General features: G+C 75.2%; 19 protein-coding genes. 13 read left to right on the top strand and 6 right to left on the bottom strand.

Going from position 1 to position 17,084, the window contains the following annotated elements; genetic code table 11:
- Positions 1 to 8: 8 nt before the first annotated feature.
- The 3 genes from CLV37_RS10170 to arfB are packed head-to-tail and all read left to right on the top strand — an operon-like array spanning position 9 to position 2,375.
- Complete coding sequence (locus CLV37_RS10170; protein WP_106210172.1) at positions 9 to 482, top strand: gluconokinase, GntK/IdnK-type; 474 nt, start codon at positions 9 to 11, stop codon at positions 480 to 482.
- Positions 483 to 499: 17 nt separating this feature from the next.
- The gene (locus CLV37_RS10165) at positions 500 to 1,945 is read left to right on the top strand and encodes a GntT/GntP/DsdX family permease (RefSeq protein WP_106209842.1); all 1,446 of its coding nucleotides are present in this window, start codon (positions 500 to 502) and stop codon (positions 1,943 to 1,945) included.
- A gap of 10 nt (positions 1,946 to 1,955) precedes the next feature.
- Positions 1,956 to 2,375: an alternative ribosome rescue aminoacyl-tRNA hydrolase ArfB gene (gene arfB, locus CLV37_RS10160; RefSeq protein WP_106209840.1), complete on the top strand. Its 420-nt coding sequence runs from the start codon at positions 1,956 to 1,958 to the stop codon at positions 2,373 to 2,375.
- A gap of 116 nt (positions 2,376 to 2,491) precedes the next feature.
- Here arfB and CLV37_RS10155 read toward each other — a convergent pair whose 3' ends face one another.
- Entirely contained in the window at positions 2,492 to 3,391 is a 900-nt protein-coding gene (locus CLV37_RS10155; RefSeq protein ID WP_106209839.1) for an HhH-GPD family protein, read from the bottom strand.
- Between the two features lie 65 nt (positions 3,392 to 3,456).
- Here CLV37_RS10155 and CLV37_RS10150 point away from each other — a divergent pair, with 65 nt between their 5' ends.
- Together CLV37_RS10150 and CLV37_RS27495 are read left to right on the top strand one after the other, a co-directional pair.
- Positions 3,457 to 4,152, top strand: a complete 696-nt coding sequence (locus CLV37_RS10150) for a DUF4232 domain-containing protein (protein WP_106209837.1) — start codon at positions 3,457 to 3,459, stop codon at positions 4,150 to 4,152.
- Between the two features lie 77 nt (positions 4,153 to 4,229).
- On the top strand, positions 4,230 to 4,370 hold the full coding sequence (locus tag CLV37_RS27495; protein WP_170127164.1) for a hypothetical protein: 141 nt from the start codon (positions 4,230 to 4,232) through the stop codon (positions 4,368 to 4,370).
- A 144-nt stretch (positions 4,371 to 4,514) separates the two neighbouring features.
- Here the strand turns inward: CLV37_RS27495 and disA are convergent, their stop codons facing one another.
- From disA to CLV37_RS10135, 3 genes are all read right to left on the bottom strand, one after another.
- A complete protein-coding gene (gene disA, locus CLV37_RS10145) occupies positions 4,515 to 5,594 on the bottom strand; it encodes a DNA integrity scanning diadenylate cyclase DisA (RefSeq protein WP_106209835.1) in 1,080 nt (359 codons plus the stop codon).
- A gap of 96 nt (positions 5,595 to 5,690) precedes the next feature.
- Complete coding sequence (radA, locus tag CLV37_RS10140; RefSeq protein ID WP_106210170.1) at positions 5,691 to 7,121, bottom strand: DNA repair protein RadA; 1,431 nt, start codon at positions 7,119 to 7,121, stop codon at positions 5,691 to 5,693.
- Between the two features lie 78 nt (positions 7,122 to 7,199).
- Entirely contained in the window at positions 7,200 to 7,562 is a 363-nt protein-coding gene (locus tag CLV37_RS10135; protein ID WP_106209833.1) for a hypothetical protein, read from the bottom strand.
- A 150-nt stretch (positions 7,563 to 7,712) separates the two neighbouring features.
- On the opposite strand from CLV37_RS10135, the gene CLV37_RS10130 reads away from it, so the two are divergent.
- Together CLV37_RS10130 and CLV37_RS10125 are read left to right on the top strand one after the other, a co-directional pair.
- A complete protein-coding gene (locus tag CLV37_RS10130; protein WP_106209830.1) occupies positions 7,713 to 8,954 on the top strand; it encodes a GGDEF domain-containing protein in 1,242 nt (413 codons plus the stop codon).
- Positions 8,951 to 10,708, top strand: a complete 1,758-nt coding sequence (locus CLV37_RS10125) for a putative bifunctional diguanylate cyclase/phosphodiesterase (RefSeq protein ID WP_170127163.1) — start codon at positions 8,951 to 8,953, stop codon at positions 10,706 to 10,708. Before CLV37_RS10130 ends, CLV37_RS10125 begins: the two co-directional genes overlap by 4 nt.
- Here CLV37_RS10125 and CLV37_RS10120 read toward each other — a convergent pair.
- A complete protein-coding gene (locus CLV37_RS10120) occupies positions 10,675 to 11,361 on the bottom strand; it encodes a class I SAM-dependent methyltransferase (RefSeq protein WP_106209826.1) in 687 nt (228 codons plus the stop codon). The genes CLV37_RS10125 and CLV37_RS10120 overlap by 34 nt on opposite strands.
- 235 nt (positions 11,362 to 11,596) lie before the next feature.
- Positions 11,597 to 12,409: a DUF3109 family protein gene (locus tag CLV37_RS10115; protein ID WP_106209824.1), complete on the bottom strand. Its 813-nt coding sequence runs from the start codon at positions 12,407 to 12,409 to the stop codon at positions 11,597 to 11,599.
- Between the two features lie 55 nt (positions 12,410 to 12,464).
- Here CLV37_RS10115 and CLV37_RS10110 point away from each other — a divergent pair, with 55 nt between their 5' ends.
- The 6 genes from CLV37_RS10110 to CLV37_RS10085 all read left to right on the top strand — a co-directional run bounded on the left by CLV37_RS10110 (position 12,465) and on the right by CLV37_RS10085 (position 17,030).
- Positions 12,465 to 13,421, top strand: coding sequence for a Ppx/GppA family phosphatase (locus CLV37_RS10110; protein ID WP_106209822.1), 957 nt, complete (start codon positions 12,465 to 12,467; stop codon positions 13,419 to 13,421).
- 1 nt (position 13,422) lies between these two features.
- Entirely contained in the window at positions 13,423 to 14,250 is an 828-nt protein-coding gene (locus CLV37_RS10105; RefSeq protein WP_211298533.1) for a sugar phosphate isomerase/epimerase family protein, read from the top strand.
- Complete coding sequence (proC, locus tag CLV37_RS10100) at positions 14,247 to 15,044, top strand: pyrroline-5-carboxylate reductase (protein ID WP_106209820.1); 798 nt, start codon at positions 14,247 to 14,249, stop codon at positions 15,042 to 15,044. The genes CLV37_RS10105 and proC overlap by 4 nt, the downstream gene beginning before the upstream one ends.
- Positions 15,045 to 15,267: 223 nt before the next feature.
- Entirely contained in the window at positions 15,268 to 16,383 is a 1,116-nt protein-coding gene (locus tag CLV37_RS10095; RefSeq protein WP_170127185.1) for an acetoin utilization protein AcuC, read from the top strand.
- A gap of 189 nt (positions 16,384 to 16,572) precedes the next feature.
- Positions 16,573 to 16,773, top strand: a complete 201-nt coding sequence (locus CLV37_RS10090) for a helix-turn-helix domain-containing protein (RefSeq protein ID WP_106210166.1) — start codon at positions 16,573 to 16,575, stop codon at positions 16,771 to 16,773.
- A gap of 158 nt (positions 16,774 to 16,931) precedes the next feature.
- On the top strand, positions 16,932 to 17,030 hold the full coding sequence (locus CLV37_RS10085) for a 30S ribosomal protein bS22 (RefSeq protein ID WP_012085056.1): 99 nt from the start codon (positions 16,932 to 16,934) through the stop codon (positions 17,028 to 17,030).
- The last annotated feature ends 54 nt before the right edge of the window (positions 17,031 to 17,084 follow it).

The following is a 17,084-nucleotide window of genomic DNA, read 5'->3' as shown; positions in this document are numbered from 1 at the left end:
TCATCGTCATGGGCGTCTCGGGCAGCGGGAAGACGACGCTCGCCCAGGACCTGTCGAAGGCCAAGGGGTGGACGTACGCCGAGGGCGACGACTTCCACAGCGCGGCCAACGTCGAGAAGATGCGCTCCGGGCACCCCTTGACCGACTCCGACCGCTGGCCCTGGCTGCGCTCCATCGCCGCGTGGATCGGCGAGCGCGAGGAGGCGGGGGAGTCGGCCGTCGTCACGTGCTCCGCGCTCAAGCGCGCCTACCGGGACCTGCTCGCGCAGGACAACCCCTCCGTCGTCTTCTGCGAGCTGAAGGTGCCCGACGAGGTGCTCGAGGACCGGCTCGCCCACCGCGAGGGCCACTACATGCCCGCCTCGCTGCTGCGCAGCCAGCTCGACACCCTCGAGGACCTGCACCCCGACGAGCGGGGCTTCCGGGTCCGGGTGCAGGGTGGACCCGCCCAAGTTCTCGACGAGGTGCTGCGCCACCTCTGACCCGGAGGTAGCCGCCCATGCCCGTGTCCGTCCCCCTGTCCGTGCCGGGGGTCGTCCCGGCCGCGGCCCAGGCCGCCGCCTGGACCGGTCACGACACGCGGCTGGTGGTCGCGGCGCTGCTCGGCATCGCCGTCGTCGTCGTCACCGTCTCCTGGGCCAAGCTCAACGCGTTCATCGCCCTGCTGCTCGGCTCGGCCGTCCTCGGCCTGGTGGGCGGGCTGTCGGTCAGCGACATCGTCACCTCGTTCTCCATCGGGCTCGGTGACGCCGACGGGGCCGCGGGCGGTGCGGGCAAGACGTTCGCGGACGTCGGGATCCTCGTCGCCCTCGGCGCGGTCCTCGGCCGGTTCCTCGCCGACTCCGGCGGGGCGAACGAGATCGTCGACCGGATCGTCGACCGCGTCCACGGCAAGGCGCTGCCGTGGGCGCTGGCCGGGGCCGCCGCCCTCGTCGGGCTGCCGATGTTCTTCGAGATCGGGCTGGTCCTGCTCGTCCCGATCGTGCTGCTCGTCGTCAAGCGGACGGGCCGGCCCGTCCTGGCGCTCGGCATCCCCGCCCTGGCCGGGCTGTCCGTCCTGCACGGGTTCGTGCCCCCGCACCCCGGCCCGCTGGTGGCCATCGCGAGCCTCAAGGCCGACCTGGGCCTCACGCTCGGGTTCGGGCTGCTGCTGGCGATCCCGACGGTGGTCATCGCCGGGCCGCTGCTGGCGCCGCTGGTCTCCCGCTTCGGCCCGCAGGACGCCGAGCACCTGCCGACGTCCGGCGGAGACCTCGGCGGGGACCAGGAGCACGCCCGCCGCCCGAAGCTGATCGCGGTGCTCACCGTCGTGCTGCTGCCCGTCGTCCTCATGCTGGCCCGCGCCGTCGCCGAGATCGTCTCGGAGAAGGGCAACGCGGTCCACGACCTGCTGTACGCGCTGGGGACCCCGCTGGTGGCGCTGCTCATCGGCGCGCTGGTCGCGATCGTGCTGCTGGGGGCGGGCGTCGGCATGGACCGCCGCACGATCGGCGCCACCATCGACGCCTCGCTGCCGCCGATCGCCTCGACGCTGCTCATCATCGCCGCCGGCGGCGGGTTCAAGCAGGTCCTCATCGACGCCGGCGTCGGTCAGCTCGTGGGTGCGCAGGCGGCCGCGCTCGCCCTGTCGCCGCTCGTCCTCGGCTGGCTCGTCGCCGTCTTCATCCGGCTCGCGACCGGGTCCGCGACCGTCGCCACCATCACCGCGGCCGGCATCGTCGCCCCCCTCGCCGGGGACCTCAGCGCCAACCACCTCGCGCTCCTGGCGCTCTCGATCGGCGCCGGGTCGCTGTTCTTCTCCCACGTCAACGACGTCGGGTTCTGGCTCGTGAAGCAGTACTTCGGGCTGACCGTGGGGCAGACGCTGAAGAGCTGGTCGGTCATGGAGACCGTCATCTCGGTGTGCGGTCTGCTGGGGGTGCTGTTGCTGAGCGTGGTCGTGTGAGGGGCGGGTCGTGGACCTCGTCGTGAACCGCCGGGTGACGATCCCCGAGGCCGAGCTGTTCGAGCGGTTCTCCCGGTCGAGCGGGCCGGGCGGCCAGGGCGTCAACACGACCGACTCCCGCGTCGAGCTCCTCTTCGACCTGCAGCGTTCGCCGTCGGTGCCCGACGACTTGCGTGAGCGGGCGCTGGAGCGGCTGCGGGGCCGGCTCGTCGACGGTGTCGTCACGGTGGTCGCCTCCGAGCACCGCGCCCAGCTGCGCAACCGCGCCACCGCCGCCGAGCGCCTGCGGGTCCTGCTGGCCGAGGCCTTCGCCCCCGGGCCGGCCGCCCGCCGCCCGACCCGGCCCACACGGGGTTCGCAGCGCCGCCGCCTGGAGGCCAAGAGCCGCCGGGGCCAGACGAAGCGGCTGCGCCGCAGCACCGAGGACTGACCCCGCGATCGAGGAAGTCCCCACCGCGATCGAGGGAGTCCCCACCGCGATCGAGGATCCGGCCGCGCCGTGAGATTCCTCGATCGCGGTGGGGACTCCCTCGATCGCGGGACGGGTCAGGTGCGCGGGAGGGCGAACCGCCCGTCGTCGAGGGGCTCGACGAGGCCGTCGGCGACGAGGCCGTCCAGGCACCGGTCCCGCTGCCCCGCGTCGGCCCAGCACGCCGCCAGCCCCTCGGCCGTCACCGGGTCGGGGCTCTCGCGCAGCACAGCGAGCAGCCTGCCCCGCACCTGCCGGTCGGTCCCGGCCCAGGCCTGCCCGCGCCGGGCGGGGCCCGTGTGCGGGGGGCGGCCGGCCAGGACCCAGGCGCAGCGCTCCAGCAGCGGGCAGTCGTCGCAGCGCGGCGCGCGGGCCGTGCAGACGAGCGCGCCGAGCTCCATGACGGCCACCGCCCACCGCGCCGCGGTGGCCTCGTCGTCGGGCAGCAGCGCGACGGCCAGCCGGTTCTCCGCCGCCGTCAGCGCCGCGGCGGGCTCGGCGTCGCCGGTCACCGCGCGGGCGTGGACGCGGCGCACGTTGGTGTCGACGACGGCGTGCCGCTGCCCGAAGGCGAACGAGGCGACGGCCGCCGCGGTGTAGGCGCCGATGCCGGGCAGCGCCAGCAGCGCCGCGTGGTCGTCGGGGACCTGCCCGCCGTGCTCGTCGCGGATCGCGACGGCCGCCGCGTGCAGGCGCAGGGCCCGGCGTGGGTAGCCCAGCCGGTTCCACATCCGCACCGCCTCACCCGGTGCGTCGGCGGCGAGGTCGGAGGGGGTCGGCCAGCGGGCCGTCCACGCCTCCCACTGCGGCAGCACCCGCGCGACGGGGGTCTGCTGCAGCATGACCTCGCTGACCAGCACCCCCCACGGGGAGCAGCCGGGCTCGCGCCAGGGCAGGACGCGGGCGTGGTCGGCGTACCAGTCGAGCACCCGCCGGTGCAGCTCCGGGCGCAGGTCGGGGGGGAACGGGGCGTTCATCGCGCAGGATCGTCGCACGGCGCGCCTCCACCGCCGACTCCGGCCGGACGCCTACCTTCGCGACGGTGAGCAGCGTCCTGCACCCCGTCGGACCGGAGGACAAGGGCACCTACTGGCGACGTCGCCTGGTCGTGGTGCTCGCGCTCGTGGTCGTCGTGGTCCTGGTGGCCCTCGGGGTCCGCGCGCTGGCCAGCCCGGACGCCAACGCCCAGCAGCCGACGAAGCTCGACCCCAGCACGGTCGCCACCACCCCCAGCCCCACGACGACCCCGGCCGGGACCCCCACGGGGACCCCCACCGCCTCGGGGACGGACACGGCGACGGGCACCGCCACGGCGACCGGCACCCAGACCGGCACCCAGGCCGCCGGCGCGGCGTGCTCCACGCAGTCGCTGAACCTGACCCTGACGTCGGAGTACTCCGCCTACGGCCCGGGCAAGACCCCCAAGCTGGTCCTGACGGTGAAGAACACGTCGCAGGCGGCGTGCTCGGTGGAGATCGGCACGGCCGTGCGCACGTTCACCGCGAGCAGCGGCGGGACCCAGGTGTGGTCCAGCGCCGACTGCCAGAGCCAGACCGCCTCGCAGACCTATCAGCTCGACCCCGGCGGGACCCGGTCCATGTCGACGGTCTGGTCCCGGCAGCGTTCCGCGCCGGGCTGCCCCACGGGCCAGGAGGCCGTCGCGGCCGGGAACTACACGATCGGCGGTTCCTGGAACGGGATGGACGCCCAGCCCGTCACCATCACGCTGACGAGCTGACCCGGCTGCTCTCACCCGACCGGACGGCACGGCCGTCCGGCGCCGCAGCCGCCCGCGTCGCCGGTCGATGGAGGGCCGTGCACGACAGGGACGGCGGACGGCACCGCGAGGCGGTCCGGACCGTCGTCGCCGTCACCTGCATCGCCGGGATCGCGGGCGCCTGGCTGGCCTGCGGCTGGCTCGGTGCTCCCGGGCCGGGGTCACGGGCCAGCCGCTGACCTGGGGCCTGGCGTCGGTGGTGACCACCACGGCCCCGGTGGAGCGGTTCCTGGGCTCCGAGGACCGCTCGGGGCGCCTCGGCCGGCTGCGCATCGCGCCGTCGCCGGGACGAGGTCCGGCTGCCGCGCTGACCCGGCGGACCGTCAGACGTAGCGTTCGAGGATCGAGCTCTCGGCCAGCCGGGACAGCCCCTCGCGCACGGCGCGGGCGCGCTGCTCGCCGACGCCGTCGACCGTCATGAGGTCGTCGATGCTCGCCGCGAGGAGTTTCTGCAGGTCCCCGAACTGGTCCACGAGGCGCTCGACGATGGCCCCCGGCAGCCGGGGGACGCGGTTCAGCAGCCGGAAACCCTTGGGGGACACGGCGGAGTCGAGGGAGTCGCCGCCCACGGAGAAACCCAGGACCCGGGCCACGGACGCCAGGTCCACCAGGTCCGCCGAGTGCAGCCCGGCCAGGTTCTCCAGCACGACCTCCAGCGGCCCCTCGTGGCGGGAGGCCTCCAGGTAGTCGCGCACGACGAGTTCGCGGTCCGGGCCCACGCCCCCGACGAGCTCGTCGAGCTGCAGCGACAGCAGGCGGCCGTCGACGCCGAGTTCCACGACGTACCCGGAGATCTCGTCGGCGATGCGGGAGACCATCTCGATGCGCTGCACGACCGAGCAGACGTCGCGGACGGTCACCAGGTCCTCGATCTCCAGGGCCGACAACGTGCCGGTCACCTCGTCGAGGCGCGCGCGGTAGCGCTCCAGCGTCTGCAGGGCCTGGTTGGCCCGGCCCAGGATCGCGTCCGAGCCCTCCAGCACGTAGCGGCGGTTGCCCGTGTAGACGGCGACGATCCGCATCGACTGCGACACCGAGATGACGGGGAAACCGGTCTGCTTGGCGACGCGTTCGGCCGTGCGGTGCCGGGTCCCGGACTCGCTGGTCTCGATGGAGGAGTCGGGCACGAGCTGCACGGCGGCCCGCACGATCCGCGAGACGTCGCGGTCCAGGACGATCGCGCCGTCCATCTTCGCCAGCTCCCGCAGGCGGGTCGCGGAGAACTCCACGTCGAGGGCGAAACCCCCGGTGGACAACGAGTCCACCACCCGGTCGAAACCGAGGACGATGAGGGCGCCGGTGCGCCCGCGCAGGATGCGCTCGAGACCGTCGCGCAGTTCCGTGCCGGGGGCGACCGTCGCCAGGGTCGCCCGGAGGACCTCCTCGGGGCTCCGATCGACCACCGGGCACCTCCGAGAACTCTGCGTCGCGACCTGATCCTGGCGCGGAGTCTAGCGGGGTACCGGTGGGACGCGTGGTTCGCAGGGGTCGGCCCCGGGTCAGCGCCCGTCCGCCGGCTCGCGCGGAGCCCACTTCCGGACGGCGCGGACGGCGTCGAGGAGCGTCGCGACCTCGACGATCTCGGCCTTCACCTTCTCGTGCGAGACGGCGTCGCGGGCCCCGGGCGGGGCCAGGATCCGGCGCTGCCCCAGCCGCGCCGCCTCGGCGATGCGCTGCCCCAGCATCGTCACGCGCCGGATGTCCCCGGACAGCGACACCTCCCCGATGGCCGCGACGTCCAGCGGCACGGGGAAACCCGCCGAGGCGGACGCGATCGCCAGGCACACCGCGAGGTCCCCGCCGGGGTCGGTGGAGCGCAACCCGCCCACGGTCGCGGCGTAGACGTCCTGCTCCCACAGCTTCAGCCCGGACTGGTTGTCGGTGACCGCGACGAGCATGTTCACCCGGGCCGAGTCCAGGCCCGTGACGCCCCGGCGCGGGTTGGGGGCCTTGGTGTGCGAGACGAGGGCCTGCATCTCGGTGATCAGCGGCCGCCGGCCCTCGATCGTCACCGCCAGGCACGTCCCCGGGATGGGCGCCTCCCGGGAGGCGCGGAAGAGCACGCTGGGGTCGGGGACCTCCACCATCCCGGCGTCGGTCTGCTCGAAGCAGGCGATCTCCTCCGCCGCGCCGTAGCGGTTCTTGACCGCCCGCAGCAGCCGCAGCGTCGTGTGCCGGTCGCCCTCCAGGGCCAGCGTCGTGTCCACGACGTGCTCGAGCGCGCGCGGGCCGGCGACCGTCGACTCCTTGGTGACCTGCCCCACGAGGCAGTGCGCGACGCCGCGCGCCTTGGCCAGGCGGGTCAGCGTCCCCGCGACCTCCATGACCTGCGAGACGCCTCCCGCGCGGCCCTCGACGTCCGCCGAGGCCATGGTCTGCACCGAGTCCACGATGACCAGCGCCACGTCGTCCCCGAGGGCGTCGAGGTGCCCGATGGCCTCGGCCAGGTCGTTCGTGTCGGCCAGGAACAGGTGCTCGGACGTCGCGCCGATGCGGTGGGCGCGGGTCGCGATCTGCTCGACGGACTCCTCCCCGGAGACGTACAGCACCGGCCGGCGGGTCGAGGCGGCGACGCTGTTCGCCGTCGTCAGCAGCAGCGTGCTCTTGCCGGCCCCGGGCTCCCCGGACAGCAGCAGCACCTGACCGGCGACCAGCCCGCCGCCCAGGACTCGGTCGAACTCCGCCAGCCCCGTGCTCAGCCGGTTGCCCACCTGCGTGCGCGAGATCTCCGAGATGCGCCGGGCGGGACGCACGGGGGCCGTGCCCGTCGAGGACGACTTCAGCCCCACGACCTTGGTCGCCCCCGCGACCTCGTCGACCGTGCCCCAGGCCTGGCACTCCCCGCAGCGGCCGACCCACTTGGCCGTCGTCCACCCGCACTCGGAGCACTTGTAGGCGGGACGGGAACGACCGGTGGTCTTGGCAGGCACCACGACACCGTAGGCGCCGGGTACGACACGACCCCCGCACCGGGGCCGGTGCGGGGGTCGTGGCGGAGCGGGAGGGGGTCAGACGCCGTACAGGACCTTCATGGTCGCCATGAGGATGCCGAGGACGGCCATGACGAAGCTCGGCACGAAGGCCAGGATCGCCGCACCGATGCTGCCGCTCTTGCGGTACAGCAGGTAGGCGGAGAAGACCATGATCAGCGCGCCGACGAGGGTGAACGTCAGGCCCACCGCGATCCGCCCGCCCGGGGCCGCCGAGTACGGGTCGGCGCCGAGCAGCGCCAGCGGCACGATCGCCGAGACGAGCACGCCCACGAGCCAGATGACCAGCGCGACGACGGTGCCGCTGCTGGGGCGGGGCCAGCGGATCGGGGCGATCGCCCGCTGTTCCTCGTGTCGGGCCGGGGTGGTGTGCGCGCTCATGCCCCCATCATCCACGCTCCGGCCCCCCCGCGGCGACCCAGGTGGCGAGCCGGGTGGTGAGCCGGGTGGCGGCCCGGGCGGGGCCGGGCACCTGCGCCACGCGGGTGACGCACCCTCCTGGCCGCCGCCCGGCCCGCCGACACGCAGGGGGTGACCCCTCGACCGGCCCGGCGACCGACCCTGCAGCCGGTCTTCCCCGCCCTCTTCGACGCCGGCGTCGAGCGGGAGTACCGGGTCGCCCGCACCGCCGCGCGCTCGCGCTGGTTCACACCCACCGCCGTGCTCGGTCTGGCCTTCTTCGACGCCTACGTCCTCGTCGACCTCGCCCTGGCCCCGCAGGTGCTCGTGCTGTCCCTGCTGCTGCGCCTCGGCCTCGTCACGCCCCTGGTCGCGGCCGGGCTGGTCCTGCGCTCGCGCCGGCTGCGCCGCGACCCCGCCGGCGACCTCGACGGGTTCCTCACCGGGGCGGCCGCCCTCCTCGTGGTCGTGGTCCTGGCCCTCGTCCAGCGCAGCGCGCCCGACGCCCTCGGCGGGGCCTACTTCGCGGGCGCCTTCGTCGTCGTGGTGTTCTTCGTGACCCTGCTGCGCTCCGACGTGCGGGGCGCGGCGGCCGTGCTGACGGCGATGCTCGCCGGCTTCGCCTGGGGGCAGGCCCTCGTCGACGCCGACGCCGGGGCCCTGGGGGTGGCGGCCCTGCTCGCCGTCGCCGTCGCCGGGTTCTTCGGGCTCGTCATGGCCCGCAGCGTCGAGCTCGGCGACCGCGCCCGCTTCGCCGCCGAGCGCCGCGAGCGCGTCCTGGCCGCCGAGCGGGAACGGCTCATCGCCGCGCTCGCCGAGACCGCCGTCCGCGACGAGCTCACGGGTCTGCTCAACCGGCGCGGCCTGTTCGAGCGCCTCGCCGCCCGCGCCCCGGCGGGCCGGTCCGTGGGCGTCCTCGTGCTCGACGTCGACCACTTCAAGCACTACAACGACCGGTTCGGCCACCTCGAGGGGGACCGGTGCCTCACGCTGGTGGCGGGAGCGCTCGCCGCGCACGCGCGCCCGGACGACGTGGTGGCCCGCCTCGGCGGAGAGGAGTTCGTCGTGGTGCTGTTCGACGACGTGTTCGACGACGTGTTCGGGGACGGGGACGGGGACGGGGACGGGGACGGGGACGGGGACGGGGGCGCGGACGGGCTCGGCGGTGTCGGCGCCGCCGGGGAGCGGCTGCGCGCCGCCGTGCGCGCCCTGGGGCTGCCCCACCCCGACGGGGGTGTCGTCACGGTCAGCGCCGGGGCCGCCGTCGGCCCGTGGGAGGCCGCGTTCGCGCAGGCCGACGGGGCCGTCTACGCGGCCAAGGCGTCGGGCCGCGACCGCGTGCTGCAGGCGAGCGCGCCGGGAGCGGCGACGTGAGCCGCGCCCGGTGGACGCGGCTCGGCGAGCAGCTGCGCGGGCTGGGCCTGCCGGCCGTCTCCCCGAGCTACGAGGCCCTGGCCCGCGAGGCCAGCGACGAGGTGCTCGTCACCGACGAGCACGGCCGCGTCCGCTTCCTCAGCCCGTCCTTCAGCCGCCGCTGGAACCTCGACCGGTGGGCCCTGGTCGGGCGCGACGCGTTCGACTGGGTCCACCCCGACGACCGCGCCGGCGCCCGCGCCCTCCTGGCCCGGGCGTGCGCCCCCGGTGCCGTCCCCGTCGACAGCGACCACCGCTACCTCGTGCGCGCCACGGGCGAGGTGCGCTGGTGCCGGGCCCGCTTCAGCGACGCCCGCGCGGTGGCCGGGGTGCGCGGGGTCGTCTGGAACTGCCGCGACACCACCGAGGAGCGTCGCGCCCTGGAGGCGCTGCGCCACAGCGCCACCCACGACTCCCTCACCGGGCTGCCCAACCGGCGCCGCCTCTTCGACGCCTTCCCCGCCGCCGGGACCGGCTGCGGGCTCCTGCTGCTGGACCTCGACGGGCTGAAGGCCGTCAACGACCGGCTCGGCCACGACGCCGGCGACGAGGTCGTGCGCCGGCTCGCCGGGCGGCTCACCGACGTCGTGGGGTCCGACGGCGTGGTGGCCCGCCTCGACGGCGACGAGTTCGCGGTGCTCGTCCAGGGCGAGGAGGCGGCCGTCGGCCGTTCCCTGGCGGTCCTGGCCGACCGCGTCCTGCGGATCGCCCGCGACCCCGTGACGGTGGCCGGCCGCTCGGTCCGCGTGACGCTCAGCGCGGGGTCGGCCGTCCGGGAACCGGCTGCGGGGCACGAGGACCCGCGCGAGGTGTTCCGGCGCGCCGACACCGCCCTCGGCGCGGCGAAGGCCCGCGGCCGCGACCGCTGCGTCCCGTTCTCCCGGGCGCTGCTCGACGCCGCGCACGAACGCGCCGAACTCGCCGCCGACCTGCGCCAGGCCGTCGCCGCCGGGGAGCTGCACGTCGCCTACCAGCCCCTCGTCGACCTCGCCCGCGGCGGCACCGTCGGCTTCGAGGCCCTCGTGCGCTGGCAGCACCCGCAGCGCGGGAACGTCCCGCCGGCCGTGTTCGTGCCGCTGGCCGAGGAGTCCGAGACGATCCTGCAGCTCGGTGAGTTCGTGCTGGACTCCGCCCTCGCCGCCGCGGCCCGCTTCCGCACCACGGCCGGGACGTCCCCCGAGGTCAGCGTCAACCTGTCCGGCCACCAGCTGCAGCAACCGGGCATCGAGGACCTCGTCGCGCGCGCCCTGCGCCGGCACGACGTCGACCCGGCCCGGCTGTGCCTGGAGGTGACCGAGAGCGCGGCCGTCGCCGACCTGTCCGCGGCCCGGGACACGTTGCAGGGGTTGCGCTCCCTCGGCGTGCGCACCGCCCTGGACGACTTCGGGACGGGGTACTCCTCGCTGTCGTACCTGCGGCGGCTTCCCGTCGACATCCTCAAGATCGACAAGTCGTTCCTCGACGACCTGGCCGACGAGCGGGGCGGGGCCGGCGGGGGCCACGGCGTCGCGGTGCTGGCCGGCATCGCCTCCCTCGCCGGCGCCCTCGGGCTCCTCACGGTGGCCGAGGGCATCGAGACCGACCGCGTCCGCGAGCTCGTCGCCCGGGCCGGCTGCACGTGGGGGCAGGGGTACCACTTCGCGCGACCGCTCAGCGAGGACGCGGCGCACGAGCACCTGCGTCAGAACGTGCGGTGGCGCAGCACGACGGCGTAGTCGACGACCGTCCCGGCGTGCTCGGCGAGGATCGCCTCGGCCTGCCGGGGCGTGAACTCGATCCGCACGACGGCCTCGAGGTCGGCCCGGGCGTCGAACTCCCACGCCACCTCGAGCCGGTCCGTCGTCCAGCCGCGGCGGGCGAAGAACCGGTCGACCGCGACGGGGTCGTACGCCGGCAGCGACCGGGCGAACCACCGGCCGAACGTCGAGCGCGTCGCGTCGTTGTCGACCACGAACGCCGTCCCGCCGCGGCGCACGACGCGGTCCAGCTCGGCCAGGCCGGGTTCGCAGCCGGGCCCGAAGAAGTACGCCCAGCGGGCGTGGACGACGTCGACGCTCGCCGGCGGCAGCGGCAGCGCCCCCGCCTCGCCGTGCAGGACGCGGACGTTGCCCAGCCCCGCGACCCGTCGCAGCGCCCTTCGCAGCAGCGGCGGGTGCGGTTCGACCCCGGTCACCGAGCGGGCGTCCACCGCGAACCGGGGGAGGTGGAACCCCGTGCCGCAGCCGACGTCGAGGACGTCCAGCCCGGCCCAGTCGTGGACCTCGCGCACGCGCGCCTCGATCTGCTGCCCGCGGTCGACGGCGAGGTTCTCCAGCTCGTAGACGTCGGGGGAGTCCCAGACGTTCGGGCTCGGGATCACGGTGCTCACCGGCACGCACTCCTCACGGCGCCCGGGGTGGCGGCCCGGGGCCGGCCCCGCGCAGCGACTGCGTCGGCGCGTCGCCGCCCCCGGACCCCCACCGCGCCGATCGTCGTGCGCGTCACCCACCTGCGCGCACTCCTCACGGCGCCCGGGGTGGCGGCCCGGGGCCGGCCCCGCGCAGCGACTCCGTCGGCGCGTCGCCGTCCCCGGACCCCCACCGCGCCGATCGTCGTGCGCGTCGTCACAGGCCCGCGCGGGTGCGGTCGGCGGGGTGGACGGTCAGCGGCAGCAGGCGCCGGTGCGCCGACCCCCCGCGCGTCCTCGCCACCAGCGCTTCGCAGTGCCGCGCGAGCTCCTCGTAGGGGGCGTCGCCGATCATCTCCCGCAGCTCGTTCTCGCAGCTGCGGAACACCGGGCGCTCGCCGACGTGGGCGGCGGGGTTGCCCGTGCAGTACCAGTCCAGGTCGTGGCCGCCCTCGCCCCAGCCGCGGCGGTCGTACTCGCCGATGCTGACCTCCAGGTACGTCGAGCCGTCGCCGCGCGTGACCGTGCGGTAGGAGCGCTTGAGCGGCAGCTGCCAGCACACGTCGGGCTTGTAGGTCAGCGGGTCGACGCCGTCGCGCAGGGCCTGCAGGTGCAGCGCGCAGCCCGCGCCGGCGGGGAACCCCGGGCGGTTGGCCAGGATGCAGCCGCCCTCGTGCACGCGGGTCTTGCGGGCGCCGTCCTCCAGCTCGGTCCAGCCGCCGGCGTGACCCTCGGCGTGGAACTGCCACACCTCCGGCGTCAGGCGCGCGACGACCTTCGCGACGCGCTTCTGGTCGGCCTTCTCGGTGAAGTGGGCCCCCAGGGCGCAGCAGCCGACGTCGGGCCGGTCGGCGTAGATGCCCGGGCAGCCGTTGCCGAAGATGCAGGTGTAGTCGCTCGTGAGCCAGGTCAGGTCGACGCGGTAGACCGTCTCCGGCTGGTGCTCGGGGTCGATCGCGTCCGCGACGTCGGTCGGGTCGGGGAACTCCAGCCACAGGCGGGCGGTGTCCAGCGGGGTCTCGACGCTCACCGGTGAAGGGTAAGCACGTGCCGGAGCACCTCGGCGCGGACAGTAGGGTCGCGGGGTGCGCTTGGGTGTCCTGGACGTGGGCAGCAACACTGTCCACCTGCTCGTCGTCGACGCCCACCCGGGGGCCCAGCCCCTGGCGGCCCACTCGACGCGCCGGCTGCTGCGGCTCGCCGAGCACCTCACCCCCGACGGGGCCGTCGACGCGGCGGGAGTCGCCGCCCTGACCGACGCCGTCACGGCCGCGGCCGCCGCCGCCGAGGACGCCGGGGTCGAGGAGCTGCTGGCCTTCGCGACGTCCGCCGTGCGCGAGGCCGTCAACGGCGAGGACGTGCTCGACCACGTCGAGGAGCGCACCGGCGTCCGGCTGCAGGTGCTGCCGGGCACGGCCGAGGCCGACCTGACCTTCCTGGCCGTCCGGCGCTGGTTCGGCTGGTCGGCCGGTCGCCTCCTCGTGCTCGACATCGGCGGCGGGTCCCTGGAGGTCGCCGCCGGGCTCGACGAGACCCCCGACGTCTCGTTCTCCCTGCCGCTGGGCGCCGGTCGGCTGACCCGGGACCGGCTGGCGGGGGACCCGCCGGCCGCCGACGCGGTGCGCGAGGTGCGCCGCCACGTGCGCCAGCAGATCGCCTCCCGCGTCCGCGACGTGACGCGCGCCGGGACGCCGGACCGGGTCGTCGTGACGTCCAAGACGTTCCGCAGCCTGGCCCGGCTGACGGGTGCGGCCCCCGCCGAGGCCGGGCCGGCCGTGCGCCGGGTCCTGCGCCGCGAGGACCTGTCGCCGTGGGTGCCGCGACTGGCGGGGATGACGTGCGAGCAGCGCGCGGGCCTGCCCGGGGTCAGCGCCGAGCGGGCGCCGCAGCTGCTGGCCGGGGCGCTGGTCGCCGAGGCCGCGTTCGAGCTGCTGGGCGTCGAGGAGGCCCTCGTGGGCCCGTGGGCGCTGCGCGAGGGCCTCATCCTGCGCCGCCTGGACGCCATCACCGTCCAGGGCGCCGACGTCCGGGTGGCGAGCTGACGTGGGCGCCGTCGAGAGCGGGATCCCGGTCGGCCTGTCGACGTCGTGCTCCTACCCGGAGTCGACGACGGCCGCCTTCGAGATCGCCTCGCGGCTCGGCTACGACGGCGTGGAGGTCCTCGTGTGGACCGACCCCGTCAGCCAGGACGCGGCGGCGCTGCACCGGCTCGTGGACCACTACGGCGTCCCCGTGCTGTCGGTCCACGCCCCGACGCTGCTGCTGACGCAGGGCACCTGGGGCCGCGACCCGTGGGGCAAGCTCGAGAAGTCCGCCGAGCTCGCGGCGTCGCTGGGGGCGGGCACCGTCGTCGTGCACCCGCCGTTCCGCTGGCAGCGCGAGTACGCGGCGGGTTTCGTCGCCGGCATCGAGGCCCTGGAGGACCGCACGGGCGTCACGATGGCGGTGGAGAACATGTTCCCGTGGCGCGCCCGCGGGCGGGAGCTGGTCATGTACGCGCCGGGCTGGGACCCGACCCACCTGGGGTACCGCAACCTCACCCTCGACTACTCGCACGCGGCGACGTCCGGGCAGGACTGCGCGGAGCTCACCCGGGCCTTCGGCGACCGGCTCGCGCACGTGCACCTGTGCGACGGGACGGGGTCGGCCAAGGACGAGCACCTGGTGCCCGGTGACGGTTCCCAGCCCGTCGCCGAGGCGTTGAACGAGTTGGCCCGCAACGGATTCCGAGGGACGGTGGTGGCCGAGGTGAACACCCGCAAGGCGAAGGGCCGACGCGCGCGCGAGGTCGCGCTGGCCCGCACGCTCGAGTTCGCCCGCACCCACCTGGCGGTCACCGAGACGACGGGGACGACGGGGGTGACGTCGTGACGCTCGCGCTCATCGGTGCCGGGGTGATGGGGCAGACGCTGCTCGGCGGTCTGCTGCGCGCCGGCCGCGACGCCGCCGACGTCCTCGTCGTGGACCGCCGCGCGGGCCGGGGCCAGGAACTGCACGAGCGGTTCGGCGTCCGCGTCGTGGAGGACGTCACCGCCGTCGCGTCGGCGAAGACCGTGCTGCTCGCGGTCAAGCCCCAGGACCTGCCGGCGCTGCTGGACTCCATCGCCGCGCACCTGGCCCCCGACGTGCTGCTCGTCTCGCTGGCCGCGGGGGTCACCACGGCCGCCATCGAGGCCCGGGTCCCCGCCGGGACGGCGGTGGTGCGCGTCATGCCGAACACGCCGTCCCTGGTCGACGAGGGGATGGCCGGGCTGGCCGCCGGGTCCGCGTGCGCGGACTCCCAGCTCGCCGAGGCCGAGGACCTGATGCGCTCGTGCGGCAAGGCCGTCGTGCTCGCCGAGAAGCACCTCGACGCGGTAACGGCGCTGAGCGGGTCCGGTCCCGCGTACGTGTTCTACGTCGTGGAGGCCATGGTCGAGGCGGGGGTGCTGCTGGGCCTGCCGCGGGCGACGGCGACCGAGCTGGTCGTGCAGACCGTCGTGGGCGCGGGCGCGATGCTGCGCGAGACGGGCCAGCACCCGACGGTCCTGCGCGAGCAGGTCACGTCCCCGGCGGGGACGACGGCGGCCGCGCTGCGCCAGCTCGACGACTCCGGGGTGCGGGCGGCGCTCGTCTCGGCCGTGGAAGCGGCTGCGGCCCGCTCGAAGCAGCTCTCGGGGGGCTGAGGTGAGTCACGAGGACGACGAACGGCGCGGTGGCGGCCGGACGACGCCGCCGGGCGCGGCGCCGGACGAGGCGGCGGGTGCCCCACGCGGTGGACCGGGGCCGTGCCCGGCGGCGGTGTCCGACCACCACCCCGAGCGCCGCGAGGAGTCCGAGGAGTCGGACGTCGTGCAGGTCGTCTGGGACCAGGCGTTCACGGGCTACGACTTCGGCCGCTGGCACCCCATGGCCCCGGTCCGGCTGGACCTGACGGCGCGGCTGTGCGAGCAGCTCGGGCTGTTCGAGCGCCCCGGGGTGCGCGTCGTGGGTGCCGAACCGGCCGACGACGAGCTCCTGGCGACCGTCCACGACCGCGCGTACGTGGAGGCCGTCAAGGCGGCCTCGGCCGATCCGCGGCAGGCGCAGGCGGTCTTCGGGCTCGGCACCGAGGACGACCCGGCGTTCCCGGGGATGCACGAGGCCGCGGCCCGGATCGTGGGCGGCTCGGTGGACCTGGGGCGCGCGCTCGTGGCGGGCCGCGCGCAGCACGGCGTGAACTTCTGCGGCGGGATGCACCACGCCAAGCCGGGCTGCGCGAGCGGGTTCTGCGTCTACAACGACGCGGCCGCGGCCATCGTGGCGATGCTGCGCGACGGCGCGGAGCGGATCGTGTACGTGGACCTGGACTGCCACCACGGCGACGGCACGGAGGCGGTGTTCTGGGACGACCCGCGGGTGCTGACGGTCAGCGTCCACGAGTCGGGCACGACGCTGTTCCCGGGGACGGGCTTCGCCGACGAGCTCGGCGGCCCGCGGGCCCTGGGCGGTGCGGTGAACCTGGCGCTGCCGGCGCGCACGGGCGACGCGGGGTGGCTGCGCGCGGTGCACGCCGTCGTCCCGCAGCTCGTGCGCTCCTTCGCCCCCGACGTGCTGGTGACGCAGCACGGGTGCGACACCCACGCCCTGGACCCGTTGGGGCACCTGCAGGTCTCCGTCGACGCGCAGCGGGTGGCGGCGGCGTCGATGCACGCGCTGGCGCACGAGGCGGCGGCCGGGCGGTGGCTGGCCCTGGGCGGGGGCGGGTACGAGGTCGTCGACGTGGTGCCGCGGACGTGGGCGCACCTGGTCGCGGAGGCGTCGCAGCAGCCGCTGGACCCCTCGACGCCGCTGCCGGCGGCGTGGCGCGAGCACGTGCGCGCGACGTTCGGCCGGGACGCGCCGTCGGCGATGACGGACGGTGAACCCGCGACGTTCGCGGGGTGGGAGTCCGGGTACGACCCGGACGACGCCGTGGACCGCGCGATCCTCGCGACCCGTCGCGCGGCGTTCCCGCTGCACGGTCTGGACCCGGACTTCGACTGATCTCCCAGCGGATTTACAGAGCGTAAGTGCTGGTCACGGGCTGTTTAGATCACGCAGCGTGACTTTTTGGACACGGAGATCTTCCACGCACGTCACACGTGCCCCTACAGTGGTCTGTGAACGCGCCCCCACCGGGCCGTCCGCGGGGGACGGTGCATCAAGGCGCGCCAACTGAAGGGTGCTGTGGGGATGCCTGAGGATCGCCCGCTGTCGGAGGTCCGGTTCCTGACCGTGGCCGAGGTCGCGTCGATGATGCGCGTGTCCAAGATGACCGTGTACCGGCTCGTGCACAACGGCGAGCTGCCCGCGGTCCGCGTCGGTCGCTCCTTCCGGGTGCCCGAGGACGCGGTGCACGAGTACCTGCGCCAGTCCTTCATCGACACCGCCTGAGCGCACGGCCCGTGAACTTCCTCGACACTGCGGGTGTCCGGGGGGTCGGGCGGGACGGGTAGACTCGACGACGGTCTGCCGCTCGTGGAGCGGCACGTCGGTCGCCGGTCCGCCGGTGGGCCGGCAGCAACCAGCCGTATCGAGTGAGCGAGGACCCCTTGGGCTCTGTCATCAAGAAGCGTCGCAAGCGCATGGCGAAGAAGAAGCACCGCAAGCTGCTCCGCCGCACGCGTCACCAGCGTCGCAACAAGAAGTGATGCGCTGAAGGGCGGGCCCCCTCGGGGGGCCCGCCCTTCGTGCGTCCCGGGTCC

This window comes from Kineococcus rhizosphaerae, from assembly GCF_003002055.1.
Taxonomy (GTDB): Bacteria; Actinomycetota; Actinomycetes; order Actinomycetales; family Kineococcaceae; genus Kineococcus; species Kineococcus rhizosphaerae.
This window is presented reverse-complemented; position numbering and strand designations above follow the sequence as displayed.

Coding starts and splice junctions, on each gene's coding strand:
- CLV37_RS10170 (WP_106210172.1), top strand. CDS start 9: ATGGGCGTCTCGGGCAGCGGGAAGACGACGCTCGCCCAGGACCTGTCG.
- CLV37_RS10165 (WP_106209842.1), top strand. CDS start 500: ATGCCCGTGTCCGTCCCCCTGTCCGTGCCGGGGGTCGTCCCGGCCGCG.
- CLV37_RS10155 (WP_106209839.1), bottom strand. CDS start 3,391: ATGAACGCCCCGTTCCCCCCCGACCTGCGCCCGGAGCTGCACCGGCGG.
- CLV37_RS10135 (WP_106209833.1), bottom strand. CDS start 7,562: ATGAGCGCGCACACCACCCCGGCCCGACACGAGGAACAGCGGGCGATC.
- CLV37_RS10095 (WP_170127185.1), top strand. CDS start 15,268: ATGGCCCCGGTCCGGCTGGACCTGACGGCGCGGCTGTGCGAGCAGCTC.
- CLV37_RS10090 (WP_106210166.1), top strand. CDS start 16,573: ATGCCTGAGGATCGCCCGCTGTCGGAGGTCCGGTTCCTGACCGTGGCC.